This is a genomic window from Ancylobacter sp. Lp-2 (genome assembly GCF_020523795.1).
Lineage (GTDB): Bacteria > Pseudomonadota > Alphaproteobacteria > Rhizobiales > Xanthobacteraceae > Ancylobacter.
Map to the genome: position 1 here is coordinate 378,694 of NZ_JAJALI010000006.1, position 14,609 is coordinate 393,302.

Sequence of the window (14,609 nt, forward strand, 5' to 3'; positions counted from 1 at the left end):
GCACCGCATATCTGGAGACCGCCATGTCGCCGACTTCCCTCTTCCGCCGCACCGGGCGCCGCCTGCTCGCGGCAAGCCTCGCGGCGTGCCTGGCGCTCGGCGTCGCCGCCGCGCCGGCCTTCGCCCTCGACGACGCCCAGCGCAAGGAATTCGAGAGCGTCATCCGCGACTATCTGCTGAAGAACCCGGAGGTGATCCAGGAGGCCATCGGCGAGCTGCAGAAGAGGCAGCAGGTTGCCGCCGACGAGCAGCGCAAGCAGGCCATCGTCAAGCTGAAGCCGCAGATCTTCGATTCCCCGCACGGCGTGGTGATCGGCAACCCGAAGGGCGACGTCACGCTGGTCGAGTTCTTCGATTACAATTGCGGCTACTGCAAGCGCTCGCTGCCTGACTTGGTGAAGCTGATCGAGAACGACCCCAAGCTGAAGGTGGTGCTCAAGGAGTTCCCGGTGCTCGGGCCGGGCTCGGTCGAGGCGGCGCAGGTCGCGGTCGGCGTGAAGCTCGTCGCGCCGGAGAAGTACTTCGCCTTCCACCAGGCGCTGCTGGGCGGCCGCGGCCAGGCCAACCGCGCCCGCGCGCTGGAAGCCGTCACCGAGGCCGGCATCGACCGAGCGGCGGTGGAGAAGGCGATGGCGAGCCCGGAGGTCAACGCCACGCTGCAGGAGAGCATGCAGATCGCCGACGCGCTCGGCATCGACGGCACCCCGAGCTACATCACCGGCGACGCGGTGATCATCGGCGCGGTCGGCCACGAGCAGCTGAAGGGCACCATCGATTCCGTGCGCAGCTGCGGCAAGGCGGCTTGCTGAGCTCCCTGCTGAGCCCTCTGCATACCCCCGCGCGACCGTGCCGGCAGCCGCCGGCACGGCTTTCCCACAGTTACCCGCGGGCCGGCGGGCCGCTGCCGCCCGGTAAAGCCTTTAGGGGCTTGGCCTCGGGCGAGCCATTGCCTATAACCCCGCGGTCGTGCCGGCTTCCGCCGGCCGGGCCGTCACTCGGGACATCATGACCGACACCAGTCAATCCGGCACCGTTCACGTCATCAACGGACCGAACCTCAACCTGCTCGGCACGCGCGAGCCGGCGATCTATGGCCGCACCACGCTCGCCGATATCGAGGCGCTGTGCCGCTCGACCTGCGAGCGCCACGGGTTCACGCTCGTCTTCGGGCAGTCGAACCATGAGGGCGAACTGGTCGACATGATCCACGCCGCGCGCAATTCGCTCGGCGTGGTGCTGAACGCGGCGGCCTATACCCACACATCGGTCGCGCTCGCCGACGCCATCAAGGCGGTCGGCGTGTCCGCCATCGAAGTCCATCTGTCAAACGTCTTTGCCCGCGAAGCCTTCCGCCACCACTCCTACATTTCGTCGGTCGCCCGCGGGGTGATCTGCGGTCTGGGAGCTGAGGGCTACCGGCTCGCGATCGACGCGCTGGCCCAGGCACGCGTGAGTTGAGGGGGGCGGGCAAGGACCGTCACGGGATCATGATGAAAACCACCAAACCCGCCATCGACCCCGCGCTGGTGCGCGAGATCGCCAATCTCCTCTCCGAGAGCGACCTCACCGAGATCGAGGTGCAGCACGAGGATCTGCGCATCCGCGTCGCCCGCGCCGCGCCCACCATCTACGCCGCCCCGGTCGCGCCGGCCTATGCCGCCCCGGCCGCGCCGGCTCCGGTGGCTGCCGCCCCGGCAGCGAGCGCCGCGCCGGTCTCGGCCGATCCGGCCAAGCACCCCGGCGTGGTGCCCTCGCCGATGGTCGGCACCGCCTATCTCTCCCCCGAGCCCGGCGCCCGCGCCTTCATCGAGGTCGGCACGGTGGTGAAGGAGGGCCAGACCCTGCTCATCGTCGAGGCGATGAAGACGATGAACGCCATTCCCGCGCCCCGCGCCGGCACCGTCACCCGGATCCTGGTGAACAATGGTCAGCCCGTCGAATATGGCGAGCCGCTCGTGATCGTCGAGTGAGGAAGCCGATGTTCGGCAAGATCCTGATCGCCAATCGCGGCGAGATCGCTCTCCGGGTGCTGCGCGCCTGCAAGGAGCTCGGCATCGCCACCGTCGCGGTGCACTCCACCGCCGACGCCGACGCCATGCACGTCAAGCTCGCCGACGAGAGCGTGTGCATCGGCCCGCCGGCCGCCAAGGACAGCTACCTCAACATTCCCGCCTTGCTCGCCGCCTGCGAGATCACCGGCGCCGAGGCGGTGCATCCGGGCTACGGCTTCCTCGCCGAGAACGCCCGTTTCGCCGAGATCCTCATCGACCATGGCGTGAAGTTCATCGGGCCGAAGCCCGAGCACATCCGCATCATGGGCGACAAGATCGAGGCCAAGCGCACCGCCAAGAAGCTCGGCATCCCCTGCGTGCCCGGCTCCGAGGGTGGCGTCTCCTCCGACGAGGAGGCTGCCCGCGTCGCCGCGGAGATCGGCTTCCCGGTGCTGATCAAGGCCGCCGCCGGCGGCGGTGGGCGTGGCATGAAGGTCGCCCGCTCGCCGGAGGAACTGTCCTCGGCGCTGTCGACCGCCCGCTCCGAGGCCCGCGCGGCCTTCGGCGACGACGCGGTCTACATCGAGAAATATCTCGGCACGCCGCGCCACATCGAAATCCAGGTGCTCGGCGACGGCCAGGGTAACGCCATCCATCTCGGCGAGCGCGACTGCTCGCTGCAGCGCCGCCACCAGAAGGTGCTGGAGGAGGCCCCCTCCCCGATCATCACTCCCGAGCAGCGGGCGCGGATCGGCGAGACGGTCTCCAAGGCCATGCGCGACATGCAGTATCTCGGCGCCGGCACCGTCGAGTTCCTGTATGAGAACGGTGAGTTCTATTTCATCGAGATGAACACCCGCATTCAGGTGGAACATCCGGTGACCGAGGCCATCACCGGCTTCGACCTGATCCGCGAGCAGATCCGCGTCGCCGCCGGCGAGACGCTGGGCTACACGCAGGACGACGTGAAGATCGACGGCCACGCCATCGAGTGCCGTATCAATGCCGAGCACCCGCGCACCTTCCGGCCCTCGCCGGGCAAGATCACCTACTGGCACGTGCCGGGCGGGCTGGGCGTGCGCATCGATTCGGCGGTGTATCAGGGCTATTCCATCCCGCCCTATTACGACAGCCTCGCCGGCAAGATGATCGTCCACGGCGCCAACCGCGAGGAGTGCCTGATGCGCCTCAAGCGGGCGTTGGACGAGTTCGTGGTCGAGGGCATCGAGACCACGCTGCCGCTGTTCCGCGAGCTCGTCGTCAATGACGACATCAAGCGCGGAGCCTACGACATCCACTGGCTCGAAGCCTTCCTCGCCGAGGGCGAGCCGGCCAGCTGAATGACCCAGAAGGCGCCCTAGGGCGCCTTCACTCTTTCCGGATCGCGCGTCGCCGAGCCTTCACACCTTCGCCGCCCTGCGTCATGCTGGGAGCATGTCACGCCCGCGCGAACACCAGGTCGAAATCACCCCGGAAGTGCTGCTGAAGGCCTATGCCTGTGGCATCTTCCCCATGGCCGAGAGCGCGGACGACCCCGGCCTCTACTGGATCGAGCCGGACAAGCGCGGCATCATCCCGCTGGCGGATTTCTCGATTTCCAGCCGTCTCGCCCGCACCGTGCGCTCGGACAAGTTCGAGATCCGCGTCGACCATGATTTCGAGGCGGTGCTGCGCGCCTGCGCCGCGCCGGCCGAAGGGCGCCCCTCCACCTGGATCAATGCCCGCATCCACAAGCTCTATTGCGACCTGCATGCGCGCGGCTATTGCCACTCGGTCGAGGCCTGGCAGGACGGCGTGCTGGTCGGCGGGCTCTATGGCGTGCGGCTCGGCCGCGCCTTCTTCGGCGAGAGCATGTTCCACCTCGCTCGCGACGCCTCGAAGGTGGCGCTGGTGCATCTGGTGGCGCGGCTGAAGAAGGGCGGCTTCACCCTGCTGGACACCCAGTTCGTCACCGATCACCTGCGCAGCTTCGGCGCCGTCGAGGTGACGCGCCAGCGCTATGCCGCGCTGCTCACCCGGGCGCTGCACGACGGCGAGGCGGATTTCTATTGCTGGGGGCCCGGCGAGGCGATCACCGGCGCCGTCTGCTTGCAGTCGATCAGCCAGGCGTCATAGATCGGGTGCTCGATGCCGTGCAGGCCGGGGCTGGAGGCGAACATCCAGCCGCCGAACAGCGGCTTCACCTCGCCGTCGAGGCCGATCTCCTGCACCTCGACGAAACCGGTGGTGTTCTGCGTCTCGTTTTCCGGCCGGGTGTAGCAGGCGCGCGGGGTGATGCGCAGCGCGCCGAACTGCACCGTCTCGCCCACCGCCGCGTCGAAGGTGATGATGCGGCCGGTGATCTTGTCGAGGCCGGAGAACACCGCGGTCTTGTTGGCGATCTTCTGCGCCGGCGGCTGCACCACCTCGATGTCGCCCTGCGGGCCCACGGTGGCGCTGCCCGGCACTTCCGGCGGCGGCGCGGCCGGTTCGCGCGGCTCGTCGGCGCGAGGCTGCTGGGCACGCTGCGCCGGGCCGGCCGGCGGCTCCATGATCGAGGGCACGCCCGGGCCGCCCGGCAGCGGCGAATCGGGGTTCTGCACCGGCCCGCCGGGCGGCGGGGCCAGCGGCGCCGATTCGACCCCGCCCTGCCAGCCTTGCTGGGCGAAGGCCTGCCCGGCCGACAGCATGACGACGCCGAGGGCGAGGATACGCGCGGTGGCAAGGACAGGTCGAAGCGGAAGGCGCCGATACGCGGCGGTCGAACCCGAAGTCATGATGCAGCCTCTGTCGGCGCGCGCCGACGACGCGCCCGCACGTCGGCAGATGGCGAGGCAATGCGGCGATGTAGCGGCAAGCGAACCATGCGGCGGCTCACAAAGATGCGCAGTGCCGCTGCGTCGGCGCCATTCACTCCGGCGTCCAGGCCCGGTAATCGCCGGTCACCGCCGGGCGGTGGCCGAAGCCCAGCGTCGAGCCGGGCGGGCGGTAGGCCTCGGCGGTGCCGGTCGGGTTGGGCCGGTGCGGCTTTTCCCACTCGTACGCCTTGTAGGTTTCCTTGCTCGGCGGCACGTCGGAGCGCTGGTGCATCCAGGCGTGCCAGCCGGGCGGAATCGCGGTGGCCTCGGCATAGCCGTTGAAGATCACCCAGCGCCGCTCGAAGCCGAGCGCCGGATCGATCGCGCCGCCCTTGGTGCGATAGTACTTGTTGCCGAACTCATCGTCGCCGACGAACTCGCCGTGCCGCCAGGTGTGGACGCGGGTCCCGATGGTGTTGCCGTTCCACCAGGTGAAGAGTTCGGTGACGAAGGTCGAGAGATTCACGGGCTGAGTCCCTGAAGGCCAAAGCGGGCCGAAAGCTGGATCGGCGGGAACATGCCACCCGCGCCGTCCCCTGTCCAGATAAGGAACGGCCGGGCGCCGGCTCAGGCCGCGCCGCCGCGGCCTTCTGTGGCAAAATAGCCGAGCGCGGCGAGCATCACGACGATACCCGCCGCCGACACTGCCGGCCAGCCGCCGAGCACATAGAGCGGGCTCGCCAGCGCCGAGCCTACCGCGCCGCCGAAGAAGAACAGCGCGATATAGAGCGCGTTCAGCCGCGAGCGGATCGCCGGGTCGAGCATGAACAGCGCCCGCTGGCCGAAGACGAGATTCGCCGCCGCCGCCAGATCGAGCACCACCGCGCCGAGGGCCAGCAGCACCACCGAGCCCACCGCTACGCCGGCGGCGGCGAGCAGGAAGCCGACCACCGCGCTCACAAGCGCGATGCCGGTGCCAAGCCGCGCATGGCCGCGATCCGCCAGCCGTCCGGCGAGCGAGGAGCCGAACACTCCCGCCGCGCCGGCGAGCGCGAACAGCGCGATGCCGCGCTGGTCGAGGCCGAAGCGCGGGCCGGCGAGTTCCAGCGGCACGGCGGTCCAGAACAGGATGAAGGCGCCGAACATCGGCAATTGGTAGGCGATGCGCCGGCGCAGCACCGGCTGGCTGCGCAGGAGCTTGGGAAACGAGCCGATCAGCGCGAGCATGCCGAGCCGCCCATGCGGGTGGCGCGCCGGCAGCGCGACGCGCAGCCCCACCGCCAGCGCCGCCATCAGCACGGCGGACGCGAGGAATACCGCCCGCCAGCCGAAGGCATGGGCGATCAGGCTCGCCGCCGGCCGCGCCAGCATGATGCCGGCCATCAGCCCGGCCACCACATTGCCCACCTTGCGCCCGCGCTCCTCCGGCCGGGCGAGATGCGAGGCGAACGGCACCGCGACCTGCGCCACCACCGAACCGAGCCCATAGACCAGCGCCGCGCCAGCGAACACCAGCGGCGCATGCGCGCTGGCGGCGATCACCAGCCCGATACAGGCGCAGACCAGCACCAGCCCGAGCAGCCGGCGATTCTCCACCGTGTCGCCGAGCGGCACCACCAGCAGCAGCCCGGCGATGTAGCCGATCTGGCCGAGGGTGACGACGAGGCTGGCCACGCTCTCGTCGAGGCCGATATCGGCGCCGATCAACGCGATCAGCGGCTGGGCGTAATAGAGATTCGCCGCCCCGGCCCCCGCCGCGAGGGCGAGAAGAAAAAAGGTGAGGTCGCTGGCGGTCCCATGGGACCGCTCATCCGCTCCGTTCATCGGCTGTCTCCGGTAAGCCGGCCGTTGTGCGGTGCGGCAGCGCGGCTGTCCACCGCCGCCGGCGCAGGGCCGTCATGCGCGGACGCAACGGAAGCCCCGGCGCGGTGTTACGCACGAACGTCACGCGGAACGGCTAAAATCCCCTGCGGGCTACTTTCCCCACTTTTCTCGTAGTTCCCGCCCCCTGCGTTTCCACCCGCCTCGGCGCTGGACTCCGTTCACGAATCCGCGCTCGATAGGCGCCTGGGATGGATTTGTGGCCGCAATCACCCCACCTACTAATTGTAGGGCTTTGTTTACGACTCCCCACTATCTCTTGACGTCATACGGAGAGTCGTACAGGTTGCTTTCACTCCCGGCCGTGTGGCGTTCGTGTCTGCCCGGGGGTGATCAGCCCAGTCAACGAGTGTTTCCGGCGGCGACGCCGGAGCGTTTTTGCGCGCGGGTTCAGCGAATAACGGAAGCGACGGACGCCGACTGGCGGTCGTTTTCTCTGAAGGCAGGGGTGGCTTGGACGGAGAGCCGAGCCGTATCGAACAAGGCGCGGACGACAGGATCGCGCCTCTGAGCGAGTTGGGGACGAAGATCATGCGCATCGAGCGCCGCTATACCAAAGCCGGCCGGTCACCCTATGCGGACATCGGATTCCGTCAGGCGACGAGCGAAATCCGTAACCCGGATGGCTCCATCGTCTTCCGCCTGGAAGGGATCGAGGTGCCCGAGCACTTCTCCCAGGTGGCAAGCGACATCCTCGCGCAGAAATATTTCCGCAAGGCCGGCGTGCCGGCGCGGCTGAAGCGCGTCGAGGAAGAGACCGTTCCCTCCTTCCTGTGGCGCGGCGCCGCCGACGACAAGGCCCTCGCCGGGCTTCCCGAGAAGGAGCGCTTCGTCGGCGAGACGCAGGCGACGCAGGTGTTCGACCGTCTCGCCGGCACCTGGACCTATTGGGGCTGGAAGGGCGGCTACTTCGATTCGGAGGAGGACGCGCAGTCCTTCTTCGACGAGCACCGCTACATGCTCGCCATGCAGATGGCGGCGCCCAACTCGCCGCAATGGTTCAACACCGGCCTGCACTGGGCCTATGGCATTGATGGCCCCGGCCAGGGTCATTTCTATATCGACTACGCCACCGGCAAGCTGACCCGCTCCAAGTCGTCCTACGAGCATCCCCAGCCGCATGCCTGCTTCATCCAGTCGGTGGGTGACGACCTCGTCAACGAGGGCGGCATCATGGACCTGTGGGTGCGCGAGGCGCGCCTGTTCAAATACGGCTCGGGCACCGGCTCCAACTTCTCCGCCCTGCGCGGCGAGGGCGAGCGCCTGTCGGGCGGCGGCCGCTCCTCCGGCCTGATGAGCTTCCTGAAGATCGGCGACCGCGCCGCCGGCGCCATCAAGTCGGGCGGCACCACCCGCCGCGCCGCCAAGATGGTGGTGGTTGACGCCGACCATCCGGATATCGAGACCTATATCGACTGGAAGGTGAAGGAGGAGCAGAAGGTCGCTGCCCTCGTCGCCGGTTCCAAGCTGGTCGCCCGCCACATGAAGGCGGTGATGAAGGCCTGCGTGAACTGCGAGGGCGAAGGCGCCGACTGCTACGACCCGGAGAAGAACACCGCCCTGAAGCGCGAGATCCGCGCCGCCAAGAAGGCGCAGGTGCCGGAGAACTACATCCGCCGCGTCATCCAGTTCGCCCAGCAGGGTTACACCGACATCGATTTTCCGATCTACGACACCGACTGGGATTCGGAGGCGTATCTGACCGTCGCCGGCCAGAACTCCAACAACTCGGTACGCGTCGACGATGCCTTCCTGAACGCGGTTCAGGCGGATGCCGACTGGAACCTCGTCGGCCGCACCACCGGCAAGGTGACCAAGACGCTGAAGGCCCGCGAGCTGTGGGAGAAGATCGGCCACGCCGCCTGGGCCTGCGCCGATCCCGGCATCCAGTTTCACACCACCATCAATGACTGGCACACCAGCCCGGCCGGCGGCCCGATCCGCGCGTCGAACCCGTGCTCGGAATACATGTTCCTCGACGACACGGCGTGCAACCTCGCCTCGCTGAACCTGCTGCAGTTCCGCAAGGCGGACGGCTCGTTCGACGTCGAGAGCTACGAGCATGCCTGCCGCCTGTGGACGGTGGTGCTGGAAATCTCGATCCTGATGGCGCAGTTCCCCTCGAAGGAGATCGCCAAGCTCTCCTACGAGTACCGCACCCTCGGCCTCGGCTACGCCAATATTGGCGGCCTGCTGATGACCTCCGGCATTCCGTATGACTCGGCGGAAGGCCGCGCCTATTGCGGCGCGCTGACCGCGGTCATGACCGGCGTGTCCTATGCCACTTCGGCGCAGATGGCGAAGGAGCTCGGGCCGTTCCCGAACTACGCCCCCAATGCCGATCAGATGCTGCGCGTCATCCGCAACCATCGCCGCGCCGCCTATGGCGAGGCTGCCGGCTACGAGGCGCTCGCCACCAATCCGGTGCCGCTCGACCACGCCTCCTGCCCCGAGCCGATCCTGATCGAGCGCGCCAAGGCGACCTGGGACGAGGCCCTCGCCCTCGGCGTCGAGCATGGCTACCGCAACGCCCAGACCACGCTGCTCGCGCCCACCGGCACGATCGGCCTCGTCATGGACTGCGACACCACCGGCATCGAGCCCGACTTCGCGCTGGTGAAGTTCAAGAAGCTGGCCGGCGGCGGCTACTTCAAGATCATCAACCGCGCCGTGCCGGAGGCGCTGCGCACGCTCGGCTATTCCGAGAGCCAGCTCGCCGAGATCGAGGCCTATGCGGTCGGCCACGGCTCCATCACCCAGGCCCCGGCGATCAACCACTCGACGCTGCGCGCCAAGGGTTTCGACGACGCCATGCTGGCGAAGATCGACGGCAGCGTGAAGTCGGCCTTCGACATCAAGTTCGTCTTCAATCGCTGGACGCTGGGCGACGAGGCGCTGGCCAAGCTCGGCATCCCCGCCGATAAGCTCGCCGACCCGGCCTTCGACCTGCTCGGCCATCTCGGCTTCTCGAAGAAGGACGTCGAGGCCGCCAACGTGCATGTCTGCGGCGCCATGACGCTGGAAGGCGCGCCCTTCCTGAAGGTCGAGCACTATCCGGTGTTCGACTGCGCCAATCCCTGCGGGCGCATCGGCAAGCGGTTCCTCTCGGTCGAGAGCCACATCCGCATGATGGCGGCGGCGCAGCCCTTCCTGTCGGGCGCGATCTCCAAGACCATCAACATGCCGAACGACGCCACCGTCGAGGACTGCAAGGAGGCCTACCTGCTCTCCTGGCGTCTGGCGCTGAAGGCCAACGCGCTCTATCGCGACGGCTCCAAGCTTTCCCAGCCGCTCAACTCCCAGCTCGTCGCCGATGACGACGAGGAGGAAGATGCGGTCGAGGCGCTGCTGGAGAAGCCCGCCGCCGCCCGTACCACCCAGGTGGTCGAGAAGATCGTCGAGAAGGTAGTGGAGCGCCTCGTCGAGGTCCACAACCGCGAGAAGATGCCCGACCGCCGCAAGGGCTATACCCAGAAGGCGGTGGTCGGCGGCCACAAGGTGTACCTGCGCACCGGCGAATATGATGACGGCCGCCTCGGCGAGATCTTCATCGACATGCACAAGGAAGGCGCGGCGCTGCGCTCCTTCATCAACAACTTCGCCATCTCGGTGTCGCTGGGCCTCCAGTACGGCGTGCCGCTGGAAGAGTATGTCGACGCCTTCACCTTCACCCGCTTCGAGCCCGCCGGCCCGGTGCAGGGCAACGACACCATCAAATACGCCACCTCGATCCTCGACTACATCTTCCGTGAGTTGGCGGTGTCCTATCTCGGCCGCAACGACCTCGGCCATGTCGACCTCTCCGAGTCGAACTTCGACGCGCTCGGCAAGGGCGTGGACGAGGGCAAGGCCTCGCCGGGCGCGACCCCGGCCTCGCGCATGGTCTCCAAGGGCCTGACGCGCGGCCGTTCGGTCGGGCTGATGGTGGTGCCCTCCTCCGCGGTGGCCGGCGAGACCCGTTCGTCGGCTGCGGCGAACGTCACCAGCCTGCGCGGCGGCCTCACCCAGGGTGCCACCGCGCTGAAGCCGGAGGCGGAAGAGGACGCGGAGGCCGAAGCAGCCACCGAGGCCGACGCGCTTCCGTGGTCGGCGCCGGCGGCCAGCGCCCAGCCGACCAAGGCCGAGGCCCGCGCCATCGCCCGCGCCAAGGGCTATGAGGGCGAGTCCTGCCCCGAGTGCCAGAACTTCACCATGGTGCGCAACGGCACCTGCCTGAAGTGCGAGACCTGCGGCTCGACCACCGGCTGCAGCTGACCGGGCTCAGGCGCCGACGTCGCGCCGCTGCGATCCGATATCTTCCGACGGGGCCCATGAGTTCGCTCATGGGCCCCGTTGCGTTTGGGGCCCGTTACGTTTGGGGCCGTTGCATTGGCCGACAGGTCGCTGGATTACGGCTGTTCTCCTGCCTATTGTGCGCATCAATAACGTTAAGGCAGGAGGGACGGATGGCGGGGTGGGTCGAGTATCAGCGGCGGCGCATCGCCGGCGAGGAGCCGGACGTTCCCTGGTTCGTCGGCGACAAGCTGAAGGCCTACGAATTCGCCGCCAAGCACAGTATCCGCACGCCGGCGCGCTACGCCGTCCTTCGCTCCCTCGAGGAATTCAATCCGGACCTCGCCCCGGACTATTTCGTCTGCAAGCCGACCGGCATGCACTCGACGGAAGGCGTGATGATCCTCAAGCGGGAAGCCAAGGGCCGCTACCACGATTTCCTGCGCAAACGCGATCTGACCACCGAGCAGATCATCGCCGAGCAGCAGCGCTGCTACGACAACAACCGCTACAAGGGCTCGTTCCGCCTGATCCTCGAGGAGTTGCTGCTCGCGGAGGACAGCCGGCAGGGGGTCGTCCCCTGGGACTACAAGCTCTATTGCTTCGGCGGCCGGGTGGAGCTGATCACCCAGATCGACCGTAATGTCGGTCCGCCCGCCATGGCCTGGTTCGGACCCGACTTCACCGACTTCGACCCGGACGCTCATCTGGAAAGCGACTGGAAGCTCATCCAGCGCGGCACGCCCCGTCGGCCGGATTGCTGGCGGGAGATGCTGGGGGCGGCCCGGCAGATCGCCAACGCCCTCAAGACCCCGTTCACCAGCGTCGACCTGTTCGCCACCCCGTGGGGGCCTGTCCTCGGCGAGATCACCCTGGCGCCCGGCGGGCCTTATTACGGCAAGATGTACCGCTTCAAGCCCGACTACGACGCCGAGCTCGGTGCCTGCTGGGAGGCGGCGGAACGCAGGTTGCGCGGCGGCCTGCCCGCGACGGCCGGCACCGGCTGAGGACCGACAGTCTTCCCCGCACTATGGGCCGCCCCGGGACGGCGCGCCCTCCCCGGGGGCCGGCCACACGGCCGGCGCGCCTCGACATACCCGGCAACCTCGTCCACCCTGCCGCCACCCTGGCCTGCACGAGGAAGCTCGAAATGTCCGACACGCCCCAAGCCGCCGCCCGTCCGTTCACCGGCGCCTGTCATTGCGGGGCAGTGCAGTTCGAATGCAGCCTCGACCTTTCCGGCGCCATTACCTGCAATTGCTCGATCTGCTCCGCCAAGGGGCTGATCATGGCCTTCGCGCCGGCGGAAGCCTTCCGCATCACCGCCGGCGAGGAGCATCTGAACGAATACCGCTTCAACCGCCATGTCATCGGCCACATGTTCTGCACCACCTGCGGCGTCGAGCCCTTCGCCAAGGGGGCGATGCCGGACGGCACCAAGATCGCGGCGGTGAACATCCGGGCGCTGAAGGGGGTAGACCTCGCCGCCCTGACCCCGGCGCCCTATGATGGGCGCTCGGCCTGATCGAGCGGCCGAAACGCCCGCGAATCGGGCGCGACCGCAGGCGGTCCTCCCTGCTCCGATAGACATCCGAGAGTGCCATGGTCGAGATTCCGACCCTTTTCACGCCGCGGCTCAAGCTGCGCGGCTATCGTCTCGACGAGTTCGAGGCCTATGCGGCGATGTGGAGCGAGCCATCGGTCGTGCGCTTCATCGGCGGCATGCCGCTGGCGCGCGAGGTCGCCTGGAGCCGGTTCCTGCGGCAGATCGGTCTCTGGCATCATCTCGGCTTCGGCTTCTTCGCCGTCGAGGAGCGCGCGACCGGCGCCTTCATCGGCGAGGCCGGCTTTCACGACCTCAAACGGGCGATCACTCCCTCGCTGGAAGGCACGATGGAGGCCGGCTGGGCGCTGGTCGGCGCCGCCCAGGGCCGCGGGCTGGCGCAGGAGGCGATGACCGCCGCGCTCGACTGGGCCGCCCGGCACGGCAGCGGCGACCGCATCACCTGCATGATCCATCCCGACCACGCCGCCTCACTGAACGTCGCCGGCAAGCTCGGTTTCAGCACCTTCGGCAAGGGCGTCTATCAGGGCCACCCGATGACCCTGCTGGAGCGCCCGCGCCTGCCGCCGGACGACCGCTAGCCGGCTCCGGCGGCATCCTTCCCAAAGGCACCATCGCGCTTCCGTGGCCGACATCCGTGGCAAAGAAAAAGCCGCCTTTCCCGGCGAGGAAAGGCGGCTTTTCCGTGTCGATCGGGCGGCGATGCCACCCGCGCGGGATCAGCTCACGCGCAGATTGACGGCCGAGGTCTTGCCCGAGCGCTGGTCGGTCTGCAGCTCGAAGGAGATCTTCTCGCCATCGCGCAGGCCCTGCAGGCCCGAGCGCTGAACCGCGCTGATGTGGACGAAAACGTCCTTGCCGCCGTTGTCGGGCTGGATGAAACCATAGCCCTTCTGATCATTGAACCACTTAACGGTGCCGGTCTGGGTCGACATAGAGGGTAGTCTCTCGCCTGAGGTTACAGTGAGCGGCCGCAGCCACCTTCGATTTTGGAAGAAAATCTGAACGTGCACCGGCAAGGCAGGTGAAACGACCCAGTAGTCTGCCCAAAGTCGCGGGTGAGACTAGACGGAATGCCCCGCAATGCAAGCGCTTCAACACCATCGCGCGAGAAATGGGCGATAAACGAAAGAAAACCGCCGCCCGGCGATACGGACGGCGGCAATCTATCTTTGGAGGCCTTTTCAGGCCGATCACCCGTTCCGGCACATGACCGGAAACGAGGAATCAGAGCGGGCGCAGATTGACCGCAGAGGTCTTGCCCGAGCGCTGGTCGGTCTGCAGCTCGAAGGAGAGCTTCTCGCCGTCACGCAGGCCCTGCAGGCCCGAGCGCTGAACCGCGCTGATGTGGACGAACACGTCCTTGCCGCCGCTGTCGGGCTGGATGAAACCATAGCCCTTCTGCTCGTTGAACCACTTCACGGTGCCGGTATCAGCCATCGATAAAACCTTCGGAAGATCCTGTTATTGCATGCACGCCGGATGCTGGGCGGCAGTCCTGCGCTTCGCCACACTTGAACGGCCCTGCGCGCCTTCCCGGACGCAGCAAACCCCGCCAAACGAGACCGCGCACAGGATGGTCACAATTATGGCTTTTGCACGGCAGATATCGCCACAATCGCGCCTCAGTGCCTGACGTCCTCAGCGGCAGTTGCGCCGGTTTACCTGCACCACGCGCCCGTTCGACTGCCGGAGATAGCAGTTGCCGCGCCGCCAGAAATAATAGGAGCGCGCACGGCGGTTGCGGTCCGACTGGGCGCCGATCACCGCCCCGGTGCCGGCGCCGACCGCGCCGCCCACCAGTGCGCCGGTGCCGCTGCCGGTCACCGCGCCGCCGACCACTGCTCCGGTGACACCGCCGACAATGGCGCCGGTGGTGGTCCGGTTCTGCGCCTGCGCCGGCGCGCTCGAAAAGCTCGCCGCGCCCACTGCAGTGAGCAAAGCGAGGGCGAAAGAGGCTCGAAGCATCATGATGCGGTCTTCTTCCATGGCGAGGCCGCCGACCGGCGAGCCCCTATGCCTGTGCGAAAAGCCGGCGAAGGCAAGGGCCCCCGCCGGCCGGAACGGTGCCTAGCCCTGCGCCTCGACGACGGCGACGGCGGTCATGTTGACGATGCCGCGTGC

At 67.8% G+C, this 14,609-nt stretch carries 15 protein-coding genes; 9 read left to right on the forward strand and 6 right to left on the reverse strand.

What is annotated here, in order from left to right:
• Positions 1–23: 23 nt before the first annotated feature.
• The 5 genes from LGR54_RS17140 to aat all read left to right on the forward strand — a co-directional run bounded on the left by LGR54_RS17140 (position 24) and on the right by aat (position 4,106).
• Entirely contained in the window at positions 24–809 is a 786-nt protein-coding gene (locus tag LGR54_RS17140) for a DsbA family protein (RefSeq protein ID WP_230363185.1), read from the forward strand.
• 196 nt (positions 810–1,005) lie between these two features.
• Entirely contained in the window at positions 1,006–1,458 is a 453-nt protein-coding gene (gene aroQ / locus LGR54_RS17145) for a type II 3-dehydroquinate dehydratase (RefSeq protein WP_230363186.1), read from the forward strand.
• A 32-nt stretch (positions 1,459–1,490) separates the two neighbouring features.
• Positions 1,491–1,970 (forward strand): acetyl-CoA carboxylase biotin carboxyl carrier protein, encoded by a 480-nt coding sequence (accB, locus tag LGR54_RS17150; protein ID WP_230363215.1) that lies wholly within the window; start codon positions 1,491–1,493, stop codon positions 1,968–1,970.
• An 8-nt stretch (positions 1,971–1,978) separates the two neighbouring features.
• Positions 1,979–3,331 (forward strand): acetyl-CoA carboxylase biotin carboxylase subunit, encoded by a 1,353-nt coding sequence (accC, locus tag LGR54_RS17155; protein WP_230363187.1) that lies wholly within the window; start codon positions 1,979–1,981, stop codon positions 3,329–3,331.
• Positions 3,332–3,425: 94 nt separating this feature from the next.
• On the forward strand, positions 3,426–4,106 hold the full coding sequence (gene aat / locus LGR54_RS17160) for a leucyl/phenylalanyl-tRNA--protein transferase (RefSeq protein WP_230363188.1): 681 nt from the start codon (positions 3,426–3,428) through the stop codon (positions 4,104–4,106).
• On the opposite strand, the gene LGR54_RS26070 is transcribed toward aat, so the two are convergent.
• The 3 genes from LGR54_RS26070 to LGR54_RS17175 all read right to left on the reverse strand — a co-directional run bounded on the left by LGR54_RS26070 (position 4,037) and on the right by LGR54_RS17175 (position 6,592).
• Positions 4,037–4,747, reverse strand: a complete 711-nt coding sequence (locus LGR54_RS26070) for a DUF2155 domain-containing protein (RefSeq protein WP_370638222.1) — start codon at positions 4,745–4,747, stop codon at positions 4,037–4,039. The two genes, aat and LGR54_RS26070, sit on opposite strands and share 70 nt — an antisense overlap.
• 133 nt (positions 4,748–4,880) lie before the next feature.
• Complete coding sequence (locus LGR54_RS17170) at positions 4,881–5,294, reverse strand: NADH:ubiquinone oxidoreductase subunit NDUFA12 (protein WP_230363189.1); 414 nt, start codon at positions 5,292–5,294, stop codon at positions 4,881–4,883.
• 101 nt (positions 5,295–5,395) lie between these two features.
• Positions 5,396–6,592, reverse strand: a complete 1,197-nt coding sequence (locus LGR54_RS17175) for an MFS transporter (protein ID WP_230363190.1) — start codon at positions 6,590–6,592, stop codon at positions 5,396–5,398.
• Positions 6,593–7,180: 588 nt separating this feature from the next.
• On the opposite strand from LGR54_RS17175, the gene LGR54_RS17180 reads away from it, so the two are divergent.
• From LGR54_RS17180 to LGR54_RS17195, 4 genes are all read left to right on the forward strand, one after another.
• Positions 7,181–10,903 carry a vitamin B12-dependent ribonucleotide reductase gene (locus LGR54_RS17180; RefSeq protein WP_230363191.1) on the forward strand — a complete coding sequence of 1,241 codons (3,723 nt, stop codon included), beginning with the start codon at positions 7,181–7,183 and terminating at the stop codon, positions 10,901–10,903.
• Positions 10,904–11,094: 191 nt separating this feature from the next.
• Positions 11,095–11,928, forward strand: a complete 834-nt coding sequence (locus LGR54_RS17185; RefSeq protein ID WP_230363192.1) for an ATP-grasp fold amidoligase family protein — start codon at positions 11,095–11,097, stop codon at positions 11,926–11,928.
• 143 nt (positions 11,929–12,071) lie between these two features.
• Entirely contained in the window at positions 12,072–12,446 is a 375-nt protein-coding gene (locus LGR54_RS17190) for a GFA family protein (protein WP_230363193.1), read from the forward strand.
• Between the two features lie 77 nt (positions 12,447–12,523).
• A complete protein-coding gene (locus LGR54_RS17195; RefSeq protein WP_230363194.1) occupies positions 12,524–13,066 on the forward strand; it encodes a GNAT family N-acetyltransferase in 543 nt (180 codons plus the stop codon).
• A 138-nt stretch (positions 13,067–13,204) separates the two neighbouring features.
• Here the strand turns inward: LGR54_RS17195 and LGR54_RS17200 are convergent, their stop codons facing one another.
• The 3 genes from LGR54_RS17200 to LGR54_RS17210 all read right to left on the reverse strand — a co-directional run bounded on the left by LGR54_RS17200 (position 13,205) and on the right by LGR54_RS17210 (position 14,456).
• A complete protein-coding gene (locus LGR54_RS17200; protein WP_214010523.1) occupies positions 13,205–13,420 on the reverse strand; it encodes a cold-shock protein in 216 nt (71 codons plus the stop codon).
• Between the two features lie 292 nt (positions 13,421–13,712).
• Positions 13,713–13,925 (reverse strand): cold-shock protein, encoded by a 213-nt coding sequence (locus LGR54_RS17205; protein WP_213363279.1) that lies wholly within the window; start codon positions 13,923–13,925, stop codon positions 13,713–13,715.
• Positions 13,926–14,126: 201 nt separating this feature from the next.
• A complete protein-coding gene (locus tag LGR54_RS17210) occupies positions 14,127–14,456 on the reverse strand; it encodes a glycine zipper domain-containing protein (protein ID WP_230363195.1) in 330 nt (109 codons plus the stop codon).
• Between the last annotated feature and the right edge of the window lie 153 nt (positions 14,457–14,609).

Bases quoted from the DNA above. Each gene is read 5' to 3' on its own strand.
- LGR54_RS17200 (WP_214010523.1), bottom strand. From the start codon at position 13,420: ATGTCGACCCAGACCGGCACCGTTAAGTGGTTCAATGATCAGAAGGGC.
- LGR54_RS17195 (WP_230363194.1), top strand. From the start codon at position 12,524: ATGGTCGAGATTCCGACCCTTTTCACGCCGCGGCTCAAGCTGCGCGGC.
- aroQ (WP_230363186.1), top strand. From the start codon at position 1,006: ATGACCGACACCAGTCAATCCGGCACCGTTCACGTCATCAACGGACCG.
- accB (WP_230363215.1), top strand. From the start codon at position 1,491: ATGAAAACCACCAAACCCGCCATCGACCCCGCGCTGGTGCGCGAGATC.
- LGR54_RS17140 (WP_230363185.1), top strand. From the start codon at position 24: ATGTCGCCGACTTCCCTCTTCCGCCGCACCGGGCGCCGCCTGCTCGCG.
- LGR54_RS17205 (WP_213363279.1), bottom strand. From the start codon at position 13,925: ATGGCTGATACCGGCACCGTGAAGTGGTTCAACGAGCAGAAGGGCTAT.
- LGR54_RS17180 (WP_230363191.1), top strand. From the start codon at position 7,181: ATGCGCATCGAGCGCCGCTATACCAAAGCCGGCCGGTCACCCTATGCG.
- LGR54_RS17175 (WP_230363190.1), bottom strand. From the start codon at position 6,592: ATGAACGGAGCGGATGAGCGGTCCCATGGGACCGCCAGCGACCTCACC.
- LGR54_RS17190 (WP_230363193.1), top strand. From the start codon at position 12,072: ATGTCCGACACGCCCCAAGCCGCCGCCCGTCCGTTCACCGGCGCCTGT.
- LGR54_RS26070 (WP_370638222.1), bottom strand. From the start codon at position 4,747: ATGACTTCGGGTTCGACCGCCGCGTATCGGCGCCTTCCGCTTCGACCT.
- LGR54_RS17185 (WP_230363192.1), top strand. From the start codon at position 11,095: ATGGCGGGGTGGGTCGAGTATCAGCGGCGGCGCATCGCCGGCGAGGAG.
- accC (WP_230363187.1), top strand. From the start codon at position 1,979: ATGTTCGGCAAGATCCTGATCGCCAATCGCGGCGAGATCGCTCTCCGG.
- LGR54_RS17210 (WP_230363195.1), bottom strand. From the start codon at position 14,456: ATGATGCTTCGAGCCTCTTTCGCCCTCGCTTTGCTCACTGCAGTGGGC.
- aat (WP_230363188.1), top strand. From the start codon at position 3,426: ATGTCACGCCCGCGCGAACACCAGGTCGAAATCACCCCGGAAGTGCTG.